The organism is Flavobacteriales bacterium, from assembly GCA_025210295.1.
Classification (GTDB): Bacteria; Bacteroidota; Bacteroidia; order Flavobacteriales_D; family Parvicellaceae; genus S010-51.
In genome coordinates this window covers 13,770-29,960 of sequence record JAOASC010000004.1, presented here as the reverse complement: position 1 = coordinate 29,960, position 16,191 = coordinate 13,770, and the positions used below count along the sequence as shown (strand labels likewise).

11 protein-coding genes are annotated in these 16,191 nt (G+C 33.8%); 3 read left to right on the top strand and 8 right to left on the bottom strand.

The genetic code is table 11. The annotated features are described in order from the left end of the window. Positions 1 to 60 precede the first annotated feature (60 nt). The 7 genes from uvrA to N4A35_01030 form a co-directional block, all read right to left on the bottom strand. Complete coding sequence (gene uvrA, locus N4A35_01060; GenBank protein MCT4579978.1) at positions 61 to 2,889, bottom strand: excinuclease ABC subunit UvrA; 2,829 nt, start codon at positions 2,887 to 2,889, stop codon at positions 61 to 63. Between the two features lie 10 nt (positions 2,890 to 2,899). Further along, positions 2,900 to 3,841, bottom strand: a complete 942-nt coding sequence (locus tag N4A35_01055; GenBank protein ID MCT4579977.1) for a lytic transglycosylase domain-containing protein — start codon at positions 3,839 to 3,841, stop codon at positions 2,900 to 2,902. Continuing rightward, the gene (locus tag N4A35_01050) at positions 3,838 to 4,845 is read right to left on the bottom strand and encodes an undecaprenyl/decaprenyl-phosphate alpha-N-acetylglucosaminyl 1-phosphate transferase (protein ID MCT4579976.1); all 1,008 of its coding nucleotides are present in this window, start codon (positions 4,843 to 4,845) and stop codon (positions 3,838 to 3,840) included. Before N4A35_01050 ends, N4A35_01055 begins: the two co-directional genes overlap by 4 nt. Before the next feature lie 84 nt (positions 4,846 to 4,929). Further along, positions 4,930 to 5,475 carry a dTDP-4-dehydrorhamnose 3,5-epimerase gene (rfbC, locus tag N4A35_01045; GenBank protein MCT4579975.1) on the bottom strand — a complete coding sequence of 182 codons (546 nt, stop codon included), beginning with the start codon at positions 5,473 to 5,475 and terminating at the stop codon, positions 4,930 to 4,932. A gap of 37 nt (positions 5,476 to 5,512) precedes the next feature. Beyond that, positions 5,513 to 7,885 carry a polysaccharide biosynthesis tyrosine autokinase gene (locus tag N4A35_01040; protein ID MCT4579974.1) on the bottom strand — a complete coding sequence of 791 codons (2,373 nt, stop codon included), beginning with the start codon at positions 7,883 to 7,885 and terminating at the stop codon, positions 5,513 to 5,515. 6 nt (positions 7,886 to 7,891) lie between these two features. Beyond that, positions 7,892 to 8,650: a polysaccharide biosynthesis/export family protein gene (locus N4A35_01035; GenBank protein MCT4579973.1), complete on the bottom strand. Its 759-nt coding sequence runs from the start codon at positions 8,648 to 8,650 to the stop codon at positions 7,892 to 7,894. A 57-nt stretch (positions 8,651 to 8,707) separates the two neighbouring features. After that, entirely contained in the window at positions 8,708 to 9,907 is a 1,200-nt protein-coding gene (locus N4A35_01030; protein ID MCT4579972.1) for a glycosyltransferase, read from the bottom strand. A gap of 211 nt (positions 9,908 to 10,118) precedes the next feature. Between N4A35_01030 and rplS the strand changes: the two genes are divergently transcribed. Then, a complete protein-coding gene (gene rplS / locus N4A35_01025) occupies positions 10,119 to 10,481 on the top strand; it encodes a 50S ribosomal protein L19 (GenBank protein ID MCT4579971.1) in 363 nt (120 codons plus the stop codon). An 84-nt stretch (positions 10,482 to 10,565) separates the two neighbouring features. Beyond that, on the top strand, positions 10,566 to 12,452 hold the full coding sequence (locus N4A35_01020; GenBank protein ID MCT4579970.1) for an ABC-F family ATP-binding cassette domain-containing protein: 1,887 nt from the start codon (positions 10,566 to 10,568) through the stop codon (positions 12,450 to 12,452). On the opposite strand, the gene N4A35_01015 is transcribed toward N4A35_01020, so the two are convergent. Next, a complete protein-coding gene (locus N4A35_01015; protein MCT4579969.1) occupies positions 12,449 to 14,365 on the bottom strand; it encodes a RecQ family ATP-dependent DNA helicase in 1,917 nt (638 codons plus the stop codon). The genes N4A35_01020 and N4A35_01015 overlap by 4 nt on opposite strands. Before the next feature lie 146 nt (positions 14,366 to 14,511). Between N4A35_01015 and N4A35_01010 the strand changes: the two genes are divergently transcribed. After that, the gene (locus N4A35_01010) at positions 14,512 to 16,182 is read left to right on the top strand and encodes a formate--tetrahydrofolate ligase (protein MCT4579968.1); all 1,671 of its coding nucleotides are present in this window, start codon (positions 14,512 to 14,514) and stop codon (positions 16,180 to 16,182) included. Positions 16,183 to 16,191 lie beyond the last annotated feature (9 nt).

The window sequence follows — 16,191 nt, the reverse complement described above, 5'->3', positions numbered from 1 at the left end:
GTTAAAATATTATCAAGACGACGTTGTTACGTTATTGTCGTATTTTTGTTTCGTTTTTATTTATAATTCTTCTTTTAAATATTTTGAAGTGTATCCCACTTCCTTTTTTACCAGTTGTTCAGGAGTTCCGACAGCAAGTATCTCACCTCCATTTTTTCCACCTTCCATTCCCACATCAATAATATGGTCTGCAACTTTTATGATGTCTAGGTTGTGTTCAATTACTAGTACAGTATTTCCATTATCTACCAATTTATTTAAAACATTCAATAACAGTTGTATATCTTGGAAATGTAACCCTGTAGAGGGTTCATCCAAAATATAAAATGTTTTTCCTGTGTCTTTCTTTGATAATTCTGTAGCCAGTTTTATACGCTGAGCTTCCCCTCCTGATAAAGTCGTAGAAGGTTGCCCTAATTTAATATAACCTAGACCAACGGCGTCTAAAGTAGTCAATTTTTGATGAATAGCTGGAATGTTTTCAAAAAACTCAACCGCTTCGCTAATGGGAAGTTCTAAAACATCATTAATTGATTTTCCTTTGTATCTTACTTCTAACGTCTCTCGATTGTATCTTTTTCCAAAGCAAGTGTCGCATTCTACAAGAACATCTGGTAGAAAGTTCATTTCAATTGTTTTGACTCCAGAACCTTTACATTCTTCACAGCGACCACCTTTTACATTAAAAGAAAACCTTCCTGGTTTATATCCTCTGATTTTAGATTCTGGTAAATTGGCATAGAGGGCTCTAATATCACCAAATACATTGGTATATGTAGCTGGATTAGAACGTGGGGTTCTTCCTATTGGAGATTGATCTATTTCTATGACTTTATCGATATGTTCTAAACCATTTACTTTTTTATAAGGAAGTGGATTTTTAATAGATTTATAAAAGTGTTGACTTAAAATAGGGTAGAGGGTCCCGTTAACTAATGATGATTTTCCACTACCAGAAACCCCTGTAACGCAAATAAACTTTTCAAGCGGAAATTTAACGGTTACGTTTTTTAAATTATGTCCAGTAGCTCCTTTTATTTCAATACTGTTGCCGTTGCCTTTTCTTCTTTTTTTAGGAACGGCTATACCTTTGGTTCCAGAAACATATTGACTGGTAATTGATTGCTCGTTTTTTAACTCATCAGGTTTCCCCTGTGAGACAATATGACCTCCATTAACACCTGCTGCAGGGCCGATGTCAATTAAATAATCTGACTCTAACATGATTTCTTTATCATGTTCAACAACAATCACAGAGTTCCCACCATCTCTTAAATTTTTAAGGGATTGAATCAGCCTTGTGTTGTCTCTTTGGTGAAGGCCAATTGATGGTTCATCCAGAATGTATAAAACACCTGTTAACTCAGAGCCTATTTGAGTCGCAAGGCGAATACGTTGTGCTTCCCCTCCAGAAAGGGTTTTAGCACTTAGGTTGAGTGATAAGTAGTCTAATCCTACTTCTAAAAGAAAGCCAACTCGATCATTAATTTCTTTAATGATATCTTTAGCAATGATGTTCTGTTGTCTCGTTAACTTTTGGGGGAGTTCTTTGACCCAAATTGCTAATTCAGATAGGTCCATTTGGGTTAATTCATGGATTGCTTTTCCATCAATTTTATATAGTAGGGCACTTTCTTTCAATCGACTTCCATTACAAGTACTGCATTTTGTTTTATTCGTAAAGCTTTCGGCCCATCTCAGTATTTGTTTGGAAGAAGTTTCGTCTTTGTGTCTAGAAACGAAATTGATAATCCCCTCAAAATTAGAAACGATTTCATTGACCCCATTATCTCCTAAGAATTTAATAATTTCATCACTTCCATATAGAAGAGTGTTCAATACTTTTTCTGGAATTTTATGAATTGGAGTATCTAAAGTTGCTCCAGCATTTTTAAGAATAATTTCAACTTGTTTAAAAAGATGATTGGCTCTGTATTTTCCAAGTGGAGCAATTCCACCCTTTTTTACAGAAAGTTTTTCATCTGGAATAATTTTATCCAAAGCAATTTCAGTAACCTCTCCTATACCGTTACATTTTGTACAAGCTCCATGAGGTGAATTAAAAGAGAAAATATTGGGCTCAGCTTCAGGTAATGAAAAACCAGAAGTGGGGCACATCAAAAAGCGACTAAAATGCTGCTCTTTATTGGTGTCGTGATGTACAATGATTAATTCACCTTTTCCCTTTTTTAAAGCTTCTTCTATAGCTTTGTTTAACCTTTTGTTGGCCTTTTTTTCTACCTTAATTCGATCTATGATCACTTCAATATCATGTGTCTTGTATCGATCAAGTTTAAGGCCTGGAGTAATCTCTTGAATTGCTCCATTGGCTCTTACTTTTAAAAAACCTTGTTTATTTAAACGTTCAAATAGTTCTCTATAATGTCCCTTTCTTGCTTTAACCAAAGGAGCTAGTACAACTATTTTTTCGTTTAGGTATTTTTGGTTGATCAACTCCTGAATTTCTTTTTCAGAATATTTGATCATTTCCTCGCCTGTTGTTGGAGAAGTTGCTGTAGATGCTCTAGCATAAAGTAACCTTAAAAAACCATAGATTTCTGTAATGGTCCCCACCGTAGAACGAGGGCTTTTACTAACGGTTTTTTGTTCGATAGAAATTACAGGGCTTAGACCAGTTATTTTATCTACATCCGGTCGGCTAAGATTCCCCATGAATTGTCTAGCATAAGCAGAGAATGTCTCCATATATCTTCTTTGTCCTTCTGCAAAGATCGTATCAAAAGCTAATGAAGATTTTCCGCTTCCACTTAGCCCAGTGATGACAACGAGTTGATTCCTAGGAATAGCTATCGAAATGTTTTTTAAGTTGTGTGCTCTGGCTCCAACGACCTCAATGTTTCCTTCTTCTACAACAAATTTATTATCCATAAACTACGGGTTATTTTAAAACTTTAATAGCATAAGTTTTTCCATTCTTGTTGGGTAGGTTGGTGTCTCTAAGCCAAGGATTCAAAGCTTTTAACTCCATATAGGTCATATCAAACGACTTAGAGAACAAAACAAGGTTAGTTATTGAACTGTCTATCGTTATGGTTTGATAATCAGGTAAAGTATAATAATCTTCTTGATCTAGAGAAAATCCATATTGAATAGGGTTTGAAAGAATTGTTTTTACTGCTAGAATTCGATAAACATATCTTCCTGTTTCTTGGTTTAGAAGTAGGTCATAATAGCTTTTAACTTTTTGTTGGGTTAATCGGTTGCTTAATCCCGCTTTTCCCATGTTGTATGAAGCAGCAGCTAATGTCCAACTTCCAAACTTTTGGTAAGCTTTGTTTAGGTATTCACAAGCTGCAATAGTTGCTTTTTCTACATGATATCGCTCATCTACATAGGCATTTACTTCAAGATTTAACCCTTTAGCAGTTGAGGGCATAAATTGCCAAAAACCTTTTGCTCCAGAAGGAGAGGTTACATTCATTAGCCCACTTTCGATTAAAGCGAGGTATTTAAAGTCATCTGGAATATGATGTTCCTTTAGGATGGGTTCAATAATAGGAAACCATTTTTGAGCACGTTTGATAAATAAAAATGTTTGAGATTGCCAATACATATTGACGAGTAATTCTCGGTCTAGCTTTTCATAAATAAAGGCTTGATTCACAGGTACAGGTTCATTACAAAAATGAATGTCCTTAGGAGTTTTTGGGGCATTTATTCGATATTCATAATGGGGGGGAGCATTATGTTTCTTTTCAGTCTCTAATCTGTTTTCTTGAATTTTTGGTAACTCTTCTTGCGCTTGTTTTTCTTCACAGTTAGTTAGGAGAAATAAGCTAAAGATTGAAAAAGTAAAGATAATTAGTAGTTTATAAATCATTTTCTTTTGTCTTTATTGATTTGGGTAAACCCAAATAGAAAGCCAAAGATAATTAAAAAATAGACTAATAAAATAGCAGAATGATACCACCTCCATGTATCAATGAATTTGAATATACCTATACAAATAATTAAAGAGATAATAGATAAGCCTAAGAATATGAATCCCACTCTACTGTCGGATAGTCCTAAGTAGGATAAGTGGTGGGTAGTGTGGTCTTTTCCCCCAATAAAAGGAGATTGTTTTCTGGATAGCCTGTTGATGATAACAGTTGTGGTATCGACAATAGGAAGAATAAAAGCGATTAAAACAGTGAAAATCTTTTGAAGACTTTCAGAATCCCCATCAAAAGTAGTACTATTCCAGATGTACTTTATCCCCATGGCTGCAATAAACATCCCTAAAAATTGACTGCCTGTGTCGCCCATAAACATTTTAGATGGATTCCAATTGTAAAACAAAAAAGCGATCAATGATGATAATACTCCTAACATTACAATAAAGTCGAAAGAGGCATAGTTCCCATTTATGGCTAAAAAGGAGATACAGATTAAGAGAATAAAAATGGAAACAGTACCGGTTATTCCATCCATATTGTCGAGCATATTAATGGAATTCATAATACCAATAATCCATAAAATGGTTAAGGCGTAATTAAGAAGTTCAATTTCAAAAAAATGAATATAATCACCTGAGAATATTAATAGTATACCACAGATTAGTTGGACAAAAAACTTAAGCCAAGGCTTGGTGTTGTATGCATCATCAGCTAATCCCATTAAAAAGGCCATTGCTGTAGCCCCTATTACTCCTAACGCTTCGATATCGTGAAATAATGATGCACTTGGAAAGAAAATGGAAAAACAAGCTGTAGATAATAAAAAGGAAACATAAAATGATAATCCTCCTATTGCCGGTTTGGATACGCTACTCCACCTAATAATTGGTTGGTCCTTTCCTCTTATTCCTAAATTTGTAATAAATTTCAGTAAGATCATATTCATAATGAAATTGAATAAGACCATACTAATGGAAAAGATAGAGTATATGATAAAAATATATTGACTTTCTTCCACTTTAAAGTTGGTTTAGAAGTTAGATTTAAATGTTTGAAAGGGTTGCCCAACTTTATCTTTGTCAGATAATATTGGTTCTGCAGTATTCCAATTAATGTTTAAATCAGAATCATTCCATAGTATGCAGCCTTCACTTCCTTTATTATAATAGTTAGTGCATTTGTAAAAGAAAACAGTGTCGTCTTCTAATGCAACAAAACCATGGGCAATTCCTTCAGGCAACCAAACCATTTTGTTGGCCAAACTATCAAGGTGAAAAGTAAGGTGTTGACCATAAGTTGGGGAGTCTTTTCGTATATCAACAGCTACGTCTAAAACACTACCTGCTAAAACACGAACTAATTTGCCTTGAGCATAAGGAGGGTTTTGAAAATGTAATCCTCTTAATACTCCTTTTTGGGATTTAGATTGATTATCTTGAACAAATTGAACTTGCCTACCTATTGCCTTTTCAAATTGTTGTTGATTAAATGATTCAAAAAAATAACCTCTATCATCTCCAAATACATTCGGGGTGAGTATGATAACTCCGTCTATTGATGTTTTTTCAATCTTCATTTTTTATTGTTTGGGGTACAAAATTAAAAGTTTGATTTTATTTTTTCTTAAAAAAGCGGTTAAATTTACCTTTAGTTTGATTGTCCTCAGTATAATATCCTCCATAAGTTGTATAACCGTACCCGTACCCTTTTCCGTATGTGTTTTTCTGAGTGTCAACATTGTTGAGGATGACAGATAGTTTCGTGACCTTATGATCTGTAATGATTCTTCCAACATTTTCAATAAAATGTTTTTTAGAGTAATTAGCCTTAAATACATAAAGCGGATAATCAGCTTTTTTTATAATGGTAATTCCATCAGTAACCAATCCAACAGGAGGGTTGTCGACAATAATGGTATCGTACTTTTCTTTGAGTGTTTCTAAAATTTTGTCAATTTCTCCATTAATAATTAATTCAGAAGGATTGGGTGGTATAGGTCCTGCCGTAATAAAGTCTAGCCCATTCAATTCGCTTTTATTAATACAGTTTTCTATTTGGTCTTTACCTATTAAAAGCGTACTCATCCCTGATTTGTTTTCTACACCAAAACCAATATGTATTTTGGGTTTTCTCATATCTAGGTCTAAGACAATTACTCTTTTTCCTGAAAAAGCAATGATCCCGGCTAAATTTAAAGCGATAAAAGTTTTTCCTTCTCCTGATATAGTACTGGTAACGGCAACAATTTTTGCGTCTTTTTTATTGGTGATAAACTCCAAATTTGTTCTTAACGAACGGAAAGCTTCGGTAATTAATGACTTGGGGTTTTTATGTATAATTAATTGAGATACAGGAATTTTACTTTTGTAATGAGGTACTATACCTAATATCCCAACACTTGAAGAGAGTCGATTAGTGATGTCTGTTAGTGTGGTAATTTCATCATGTAATAAGTAACGAATTACAGTGTAGGTAATTGCCAAGACGATTGCGACAAGAATGGCGAGTATATAAATCGACTTTTTTCTGGGAGCAATAGGTGAACTAGGAGTTTTTGCTTGTTCAAGAATTTCATTGTAAGTAACTAAACCAGCTGTAGATAGTTTATATTCGGTCTCTTTTTCTAGTAATAAAGTGTAAAACTTACTATTAATCTGTAAAACACGATCTAAACGTGCTAATTCCAATTCTTTTTCAGGTAAAGAATAAAGTTCTTTATCTAAGTTTTTAAGTTTGCTTTTTAAGGTGTTCAGTTTTTCTATACCATTTTCTTCAGATACTTTTACGGCTTCTAAAACCAAGTTAACTTGAAGTTTAATTTGGTTATTTAAGGTTTCAATGTTCTTATTTTTGGTCGTTACTTTGCTTAAATGTAACTCTCTTTCATCCACTTTTTCTTTTAGCTTTAAGACTAAGTTTTGAAGAGTGGGTTCAAAGTTTTGGCCAATTAATATTGGAATCAAATTATAGATGTCAGGAGAGCCTTTATACTTTTCAATGTTTTCTTTGACTTCTTTTAGTATCGATAAGTTTATTTGAAGTTTTACAATTTCATTTTCTATTTCTTCTAATTGCTTGAGATAAGAATTAGAAATGTTACTCACTCCTTTTACGTCATTGTTTCTTTTGTAATTATAGATAGCTCTTTCACTTTCTTTGAGCTTAGCTTCAACTGATTCTTTCTGTTCCTCAATAAAATTTACAATGTTATCATAACTGCTACTTTTTTTCTCTAAGCTATAAGCATCATACTCTTCTGCAATTTGAGAAACAATATCTTTGGCTAGCGTCTTGTTGTTGTGTTGGAAAGCAATTTGTATTGTTCTAGCATTATTGTTTAAAACGCGGATAGAAAGATGTCTGTATAGTTGATCTATTAGTTGTTCAAAGTCAGAAATAACAAAGTAATATTTGTCGTTATTTTGATTGTTTAGAAATTGAGATTGGTTGTGAATCGTTAGGACTCCTTCTAAATACTTCGTTGTAAATGCTCCGTCTTTTTTTATGCTTTTTTCAGTGATTTTTTCACCGTATTCTGTAAATAAGTGAACCTCATTACCTTCTTTCTTTACATAGATTTTCTTTCCAATAATGTAAGCATCTAACAAGGTGTAGTTTGAAATCGAAAAAGTACTTGTTTTATATTTATTATCAACTAGTAACTCTCCCTCAGTAAAGTATAAGACGTCTAAAGGTAATTTCTTAATAGTTCTTTTAAATAACAATTTGGACTTCATTAATTCCAGTTCTGAAGTGATGTCCTGTTGATCTCCCATTTGAGAATACATATTCAGAACATTGTTGGCCTCATTGTCTTTATGTATTTGAATAATTAAATTAGATTCAAATACTGGGGGAGTATACCTGATGTATAAAAAAGCAAAAGCAAAAGTAATAATGAAAAATGTGAGGAACCAAATTTTAGAACTTTTTACGATGTCCAAAAAAACCTCTAAATCAAATTCATTTTTGTTAGATTCTTCCATAAAAAATTAGTTGGATATAGTTCTTAAAGAGATCCAAATGACTAAGGCGCTTGAAACTAAAGAAACGACCGGAGTAACATCAGATAAGACCTCTTGAGCAATGTTAGGAACTGGTTCAACGTATATAATGTCATTAGCTTGAACAATCATATCAGCATCTTTGATTCCATCTATTGTAGAAAGATCGATTAAATAAATTTCTCTTTTTTCTTTAGTTTCTCTTAGTACTTTAATTCTAGCTGCTTTTCCTTTTTCTGAAATTCCCCCAACGTAACCTAAAACTTCAATGAGTTTGGTGCTGTTGTTCTCAAGTGTTAGTACCTTTGCTCCACTTCCTGTCCCTGGGAAAACAACAACTCTTTTGTTGATGACTTCTAATTGGATAAACGGATCTACATAAAAGTCCGCATACTTCTCCTCAAGCATAGTAATGGCTTCTCTAATAGTGTATCCAGAAATTTTTATATCACCGATAATTGGTAATGAAGTAATACCCTGATAATCCACAGTGTATTTTATCGTTTGAGCGAATGAACTGTTGTTGGATTTAGCTCCAGAAGCTAAATCTATAATGATAAATCCATCATTAGAATAGAGCTTAAACTTTAAAATGTCGTTGGGAGAAATAACGTATTCCTCTTGAGGTTTTTCAGGTGGCGTGTCAAAGACAAAATCTCTAGGAGTTTTTAGTAGTACATGGGAGTTGACAGAACAACTCGTAATAAAAAACACACTTAATGATAGTAAAATAAATAAAGTTCTCATATAACTTGTATGACGATATTTAAACAAGCAAAGTTAATTATTTTATTTAAAGTCTGGTTATTGTATTTTTTTAGAATGCTTTTTACCCAATAGTTCATAATAATGAGCCTCCATATCTTTAACTAATCGTTGGAAATGAAAGGATTCAAAAACGTGTTGTCCATTATGGCTCATCTGTTCTCTTAGTTGAGCATTATGAATAAGGTTAAGTAGGTTTTGCGTAAAAGTCTCTTCATCATCTATGGCTGATAAAAAGGCGGTTTTGTTGAGCTTAACAACATTTTCTATCCCTCCTACATTTGTAGAAACAATAGGTTTAGAAGAAGCTTGAGCCTCGATGAGGCTAACTGGTGTTCCCTCGTTTTTAGAGGTCAATGTAATAATGTCTAAACCAGCATTAACACGATCAATATCTTTAATCCAACTTGTGAATGTAACAAGGGCGGGGGTGTCTTTGCGAGTTGTATATGGTAAGTTAAGGGTGTTACAGTAGTCCATTAAATCTGCTTTTAATTCACCATCTCCTACAATAAAAAAACGAACTTCTTGTTGAGTGAGTTGGCGAATGTTATTGACTACTCTTAAAAAAAAATGGTGGTTTTTTATAGGAACCAATCGACCTATAATACCAATTGCTATTGTTTGCTTAGAAATGTTCCATTCTGTTCTAAAATTATTCCGTTTATTGGTAGTGTCTTCTCTAAACCTGTTTAAATCAAAACCTAGCGGAATTACTTTGACCTTTTCAGCAGTACAAATATGATGCTCTTGAACAAGTTCTCTTTTTTGAATTTCACTGATTGCAATAATAGAGGAAGATTTTTTGGCTAAATAACGCTCTATATTTTTATACATGGTCGTTTTGGCTTTTCCAAAATATGAATGAAAAACATGACCATGGAAAGTATGAAGTATTACAGGAACATTCATTTTACGAGCCGCTAATCTTCCTATTGCCCCAGCTTTAGATGCATGAGTATGTACAATGTCAGGTTGAAAATCAGCGATGATTTGTTTGAGCTTTTGATAAGCTATTTTATCGTCTTTAAAGTTTATTTCTCGTTTCATTTCTGGGATAATGATTGGAGATAAACCTAGTTTTTCAACAATAAACTCAGAGCTGTCTTCTGATTCGTCTTTTTGTCCCCCCACAAGTAAGGTTTCAAAATCTTCGCTTAAATATTTCGATAAATAAGCCGCATTGTAAGTCGGTCCTCCAATATTAAAACGGTTAATGATTCTAAGAACCTTTGGCATAAGCGGTAGTATTACTTTTAGGTGACGTTAAAAGCCCAAAAATAAAGTTTATTGATTGAATAGAGAAGCTAATTCACATTATTTTAACTTTTTAGTGGTATACTTGCATACGCTTTTTTAAAATAAAAATGAATAAAGGCTTTCTATATGAAAAAAAAGTTGTATCATTGCACCCCGAATTGAGAAATAGACATTTATATTATTATACGTCATGGACATAATCAGAGAGATATCAAACGAAATTAACGAAATAAAAAATTGGCCTGAATTTAAAGCAGGAGATACAGTTATCGTTGATTATAAAATTAAAGAGGGAGACAAAGAGAGAATCCAGTCTTTCCAAGGTGTAGTTTTACAAAGAAGAAATAGTGGAGCTTCAGAAACATTTACTGTTCGTAAAGTATCTGGGAATACAGCTGTTGAAAGAATTTTTCCTGTAAACTCACCATTTATTGATGGAATTAAAGTTACTAAGCATGGTGCTGTAAGAAGAGCTAGAATTTTCTATTTAAGAGAGTTAAGAGGTAAATCTGCTCGTATCAAGGAGAAAAAATATTTTGGAAATAAGAAGTAATTCTATTTTTCCTTTTGTTTGATTTAAGAGCCCTTAGCACTTGTTGTTAAGGGCTTTTTGGTTTGAATTAATAAAGCTTAGTTTATGAATTATCTTTCTGTTGAGAATTTGTCGAAAAATTACGGTGAAAAAGCATTGTTTACAGACATCTCTTTTGGTGTGGATCAAGGGCAAAAAGTTGCGCTAGTAGCAAAAAATGGTAGTGGGAAAACAAGTTTGTTGAACTGCCTGACCAATAAAGATGTCCCAGATAGTGGTAGAGTGGTGTATAGAAAAGGGATTAATGTTGGGTATTTACAACAAGAGTCTAGCTATGATGAAAACTTGACTGTTTTTGAAACGGTTTTTGAAACTGAAAATGAGGCTTTGTTAGCGATTAAAGCTTATTCAAAATGTTTAGAAAACCCAGAAGATAGCGATAAACTTCAAGAGGCATTTGATAAAGTAACAGAGTTGGATGCATGGAGTAAAGAAAGTAATATTCAAGAAGTACTTTCTAAATTGCGTTTGCATAATATGAATGAGAAAGTGGCGCTGTTGTCAGGAGGACAAAGAAGAAGACTCTCTTTAGCAAAAGTAATTATTGAAGAACCAGATTTATTGATTCTAGATGAGCCAACCAATCACCTGGATTTGGACATGATTGAGTGGCTGGAAAATTATCTAACAACTACCAATATTTCTCTTTTTATGGTGACACACGACCGTTATTTTTTAGAACGAGTTTGTGATGAAATCTTAGAGATTGATAGAGGAAGTTTGCATAGGTATAAAGGAAGTTATGCTTATTATCTGGAAAAGAGAGCTGAACGATATCAAATAGCTGAAGCAGAAGTAGGAAAGGCTAAAAACTTGTTACGAAAAGAACTGGAATGGATGCGAAGACAGCCCAAAGCAAGGGGAACGAAGTCTAAGGCTAGAATTAGTGATTTTTATGTGACTAAGGCTAAAGCAAAACAAAATTTTGAAGAGAAGAAAGTTGCGATTAATGTAAAAATGGAGCGTTTAGGAACTAAAATTTTGGAATTGCATAAGGTTTCTAAAGCGTATGGAGAGAAAATCATATTAGATAAATTTGATTATACATTTAAACGTGGTGAAAAAGTTGGGTTGGTTGGAGCTAATGGTGCTGGGAAGTCAACTTTGTTGAATATTATTAATGGTTTGGAATCTGTTGATGCTGGGAAAGTAGTGCTGGGAGAAACAGTTGTAATCGGATATTATAATCAAAAAGGGTTACAACTGAAAGAGGAAAAACGGGTAATAGAAGTGATCAGGGATATCGCAGAATATTTGCCTTTAGCTGGAGGAAAAAAGATTACCGCAGTTCAATTACTAGAGCGTTTTTTATTTCCTTCTCAAACACATTTTCAGTATGTACATACTCTAAGTGGAGGGGAGCAAAAAAGACTGTATTTATTGACAATCTTAATGAAAAATCCCAACTTCTTAATTTTAGATGAGCCAACGAATGATTTAGATATCTTTACTTTGCAGGTTCTTGAAGATTACCTTTCGGAGTTCCAAGGTTGTTTAATTGTAGTATCACATGATCGATACTTTATGGATAAAATAGTTGACCATTTATTTGTGTTAAATGGCGACGGAACCATAGATGATGTGATTGGTAGTTATGCTAATTATCGAGTGTTTCAAAAGTTAAAAGCACAAGAAGATAAAAAAATACAACAAGAGAAAATTCAAAAAGAAGCTGAAAAAAATAAAGCTGAAAAAGTTGAAGAACCTAAACGAAATAAAATAAAGCTAAGTTATAAAGAACAGAGAGAGTTTGATCAGTTAGAAAAAGATATAGAAGCTTTAGAAGCAGAAAAAGAAACTTTATCTAGTGAACTAAATAATCCAGATTTAGCATATGAAAAAATGACTCAAGTTTCTGAACGTTTAACTGCTTTAATGGAAGAGTTGGACGAAAAAACACTCCGTTGGATGGAATTAGCAGAATATGCCTAGTTATTATACGTTAGCTCGTTGTTGGAGTTAAAAGCTATTTTATCATTGTCGATCAGCCATCTTAAAACAAATAGAGATTCGTCTTTATTGGCATCTTTTTTTAGAAGCTGAATTAATTTTTTAGGTACTATAGGAGAGTCTTTTAAATAGGAGTATATCAGCCTTTCTATCGTTTTAAATTCCGTGTCTGATAAGTTAACAGGTGTTTTTTTAGAAAGGCAGACATCGCATTTACCACAAGGTTGAGCGGTTTGGTCATTGAAGTAGTTTAAGAGCTGAATGCTTCTGCATACAGAATCTTCAGTAGCGTATTCAATAACACTATCTGCTTTATGTTGTGCCAATTTTTTTCTTTCTTCTAAAATCTCCTTAGGAATTCTCAGTTGTTTAAGATCTACTCGCGGTTGAAGAAATGTAATAATAGGAAACTCTGAAGCAGGAATGTATTCAATGATTTCTAATTGATGTAGGTCATGAAGCAGAGTTTTTATTTTTGATGGAGTAGTACGAAAACGTTTACTAATATCAGTTTCTTTTATTCTAACATGGGTTTCAAATAGTCCGCTATAACTTCTTAATAATAATTTAATCAGGTTGTCATAGTTTGAGTTTCTTACTTGAAACTCATAAAGGTCATTTCCTTGTACTAAGAATTGAATTGTAGAGGAATGAGCAATGTGAGAAGAAAGGGAAAAATACCCTGCTCGTTCTAAAAAAGGAAAAGCGTGAATAACAGTAGCGTATTTAATGTTAAAACTCTCACTCACAGCTTTAAAGTCGAGAGGTGTTTGTAGTTCTTGTCCAGATCCAATAGCTATCCTTAGATGATTACAAATTGCATAATAAACTTTTTTGATGGTTTCTCGATTGGGATATTGTAGCGCAACCTTGTTTTCGATTTGAAGTTTATCATCAGCATTTGTAAGCAATACAGCATACGCTTTCTTTTCGTCTCTTCCAGCTCTTCCAGCCTCTTGAAAATAAGCCTCAAGCGAATCAGGAAGTCCTAAATTGACAACTAGGCGCACGTCAGGTTTGTCAATCCCCATACCAAATGCATTGGTAGAAACCATAATTCTGATTCTGTTTTCCTGCCAGTCTTTTTGCTTTTGGAGACGATCATCAATAGAGAGTCCAGCGTGAAAGAACGTAGCAGAAATATTTTGACTAGTGAGTAATTGCGTTATTTCTAAAGTCGCTCTTCGAGTTCTAACGTAAACAATTCCAGAGCCCTTTATACTTCGGATGACGCGGAGCAAAGCTCCTAGCGTATCTTCCTCTTTTAGTACGACATATTGTAGGTTAGAACGGTAAAAACTTTTTTGAAAAACGGCCTTTGCTTTAAATGCAAGTTTTTCTTGTATATCATCAACCACTTCTTTAGTTGCTGTAGCAGTTAAAGCCAAAAACGGGATGTTAGGATGATGTACTCTAAGTGCTTTTATTTCTAAATATGGAGGCCTAAAATCATATCCCCATTGAGAAATGCAGTGCGCTTCGTCAATAGCAATTAAATTTACAGGCATCTTTTTAAAGCGCTCAATAAATAAAGGTTGTTTGAGTCGTTCAGGAGAGACATATAAGAATTTAACTTTACCATAAATACAATTGTCTAAAAGGTAATCGACTTCTTTTTTAGATTTTTCACTGGTTAAAGCGATAGCTTGGATTCCCCTTTTTTTTAAGTTTTCAACCTGATCTTTCATGAGGGCAATCAAGGGGGAGATTACTATACAAATACCTTCTTGCGCAAGCGCTGGAATTTGAAAGCAAATAGATTTACCTCCGCCAGTAGGGAGTAAAGCTAATGTGTCTTTTCCATCTAAAGCATGTTGGATAATTTCTTCTTGTAAAGGTCTAAAAGTAGAAAAGCCCCAATATTTTTTTAGTATGTTAGTTAACTGATTGCTCATTTCCGAGAAGTAAAAATAGTGAAAATATTAGTGGGAGTATTAGAAGTGTGTGGATTATTCACTAATGGTTAATTAATGACATTTGTTTTAATTTCTAAAAAGATAAAACTGTATTTTTACAAAAGGAAAATTAAAGTCATAAAATTATGTTGTCTGATATAGAAATTGCACAAAAAAATGAGATGGAACATATTGTTCAAGTTGCTCAAAAATTAAACATTAATGAAGAAGATTTAGAAATGTATGGTAAATACAAAGCTAAACTGCCATTGAGTTTAATTGATGCCAATAAAGTTGAAGAAAATCACTTGGTTTTAGTAACTGCTATAACGCCAACTCCAGCTGGAGAGGGGAAAACAACAACCTCTATTGGCTTAGTCGAGGGGTTAAATAAAATTGGAGAACAAGCAATAGCTGTATTAAGAGAGCCATCCTTAGGTCCTGTTTTTGGAATAAAAGGTGGTGCTGCTGGAGGGGGGTATGCCCAAGTGGTACCAATGGAAGATATCAATTTACATTTTACAGGAGATTTTTCTGCAATTGAAAAAGCGAATAACCTATTGGCAGCATTGATTGACAATAATATCCAAAGCAAGACAAGAAATTTAGGAATTGACCCACGAACGATTGTTTGGAAGCGTGTCATGGATATGAATGATAGGGCATTGAGAAATATTACAATTGGATTGGGAGGTCCTACAAATGGAATTCCTCGAGAGGATGGATTTAATATTACACCAGCTTCAGAAGTGATGGCCATTCTTTGTATGGCCAAGGACTTTGATGATTTAAAACAGCGGTTAGGAAATATCTTTGTTGGATTTACATTTGATAAAAAACCAGTTTATGCAAGAGATCTAAATGCAGAGAATGCAATGGCTATTTTGTTAAAAGATGCGATTAAACCCAATTTAGTTCAAACACTAGAAGGGAATCCGGCAATTATTCACGGAGGACCTTTTGCAAATATAGCCCAGGGGACGAATACAATTATCGCAACTAAAATGGGAATGTCTTTGGCTAAATATACGATAACAGAAGCTGGATTTGGAGCTGATTTAGGTGCAGAAAAGTTCTTGGATATCAAATGTGTAGCAGGCGATTTAAAACCTAAAACAATAGTGTTGGTGGCAACTGTTAGAGCATTGAGACATCATGGTGGTGCAACAAAAGAGGAGTATAATATTCCAAGTGTAGAGAAGGTAACAAAAGGGCTAGAAAACCTAGGGAAACATATCGAAAATATGCAAAAGTTTGGCGTAACACCGATTGTGGCAATTAATTCATTCCCCAATGATTCAGCCGAAGAAGTTGCGCTAATTCAAGCCTATTGTAACCAAAAACAGATAAAAGCAGTTGAAGCTAATGGGTTTGCAGAAGGAGGAGAAGGAATGACAGAATTGGCAAAAGTTGTTGTACAAACAATTGAAAATCAAAATGGCCAATTTAAACCTTTGTATGATTGGGAGCTTCCAGTGAAAGAAAAAATAAATACGATAGCGAAAGAAATCTACGGAGCGGATGAGGTAGAGTTTTCTCCTAAGGCCGAAAAGGATATTCGTCAAATTGAAGCCTTGGGGTTAGCTCATTTACCTGTTTGTATGGCAAAAACACAAAAATCGTTTTCAGATAATGCAAAATTATTAGGAAGACCCCAAGGTTTCTCAGTTACAGTTAGAGAGTTTGAATATGCAGTAGGTGCAGGCTTTATTATTCCAATTTTAGGGAATATGATGCGTATGCCAGGTTTGCCATCTGTTCCAGCTTCTGAAGGGATGGTTATCGATAGCTATGGTGTTATAAGTGGATTATCTTAATTAACAATC

Bases quoted from the DNA above. Each gene is read 5' to 3' on its own strand.
- uvrA (MCT4579978.1), bottom strand. From the start codon at position 2,889: ATGGATAATAAATTTGTTGTAGAAGAAGGAAACATTGAGGTCGTTGGA.
- N4A35_01055 (MCT4579977.1), bottom strand. From the start codon at position 3,841: ATGATTTATAAACTACTAATTATCTTTACTTTTTCAATCTTTAGCTTA.
- N4A35_01050 (MCT4579976.1), bottom strand. From the start codon at position 4,845: ATGAATATGATCTTACTGAAATTTATTACAAATTTAGGAATAAGAGGA.
- rfbC (MCT4579975.1), bottom strand. From the start codon at position 5,475: ATGAAGATTGAAAAAACATCAATAGACGGAGTTATCATACTCACCCCG.
- N4A35_01040 (MCT4579974.1), bottom strand. From the start codon at position 7,885: ATGGAAGAATCTAACAAAAATGAATTTGATTTAGAGGTTTTTTTGGAC.
- N4A35_01035 (MCT4579973.1), bottom strand. From the start codon at position 8,650: ATGAGAACTTTATTTATTTTACTATCATTAAGTGTGTTTTTTATTACG.
- N4A35_01030 (MCT4579972.1), bottom strand. From the start codon at position 9,907: ATGCCAAAGGTTCTTAGAATCATTAACCGTTTTAATATTGGAGGACCG.
- rplS (MCT4579971.1), top strand. From the start codon at position 10,119: ATGGACATAATCAGAGAGATATCAAACGAAATTAACGAAATAAAAAAT.
- N4A35_01020 (MCT4579970.1), top strand. From the start codon at position 10,566: ATGAATTATCTTTCTGTTGAGAATTTGTCGAAAAATTACGGTGAAAAA.
- N4A35_01015 (MCT4579969.1), bottom strand. From the start codon at position 14,365: ATGAGCAATCAGTTAACTAACATACTAAAAAAATATTGGGGCTTTTCT.
- N4A35_01010 (MCT4579968.1), top strand. From the start codon at position 14,512: ATGTTGTCTGATATAGAAATTGCACAAAAAAATGAGATGGAACATATT.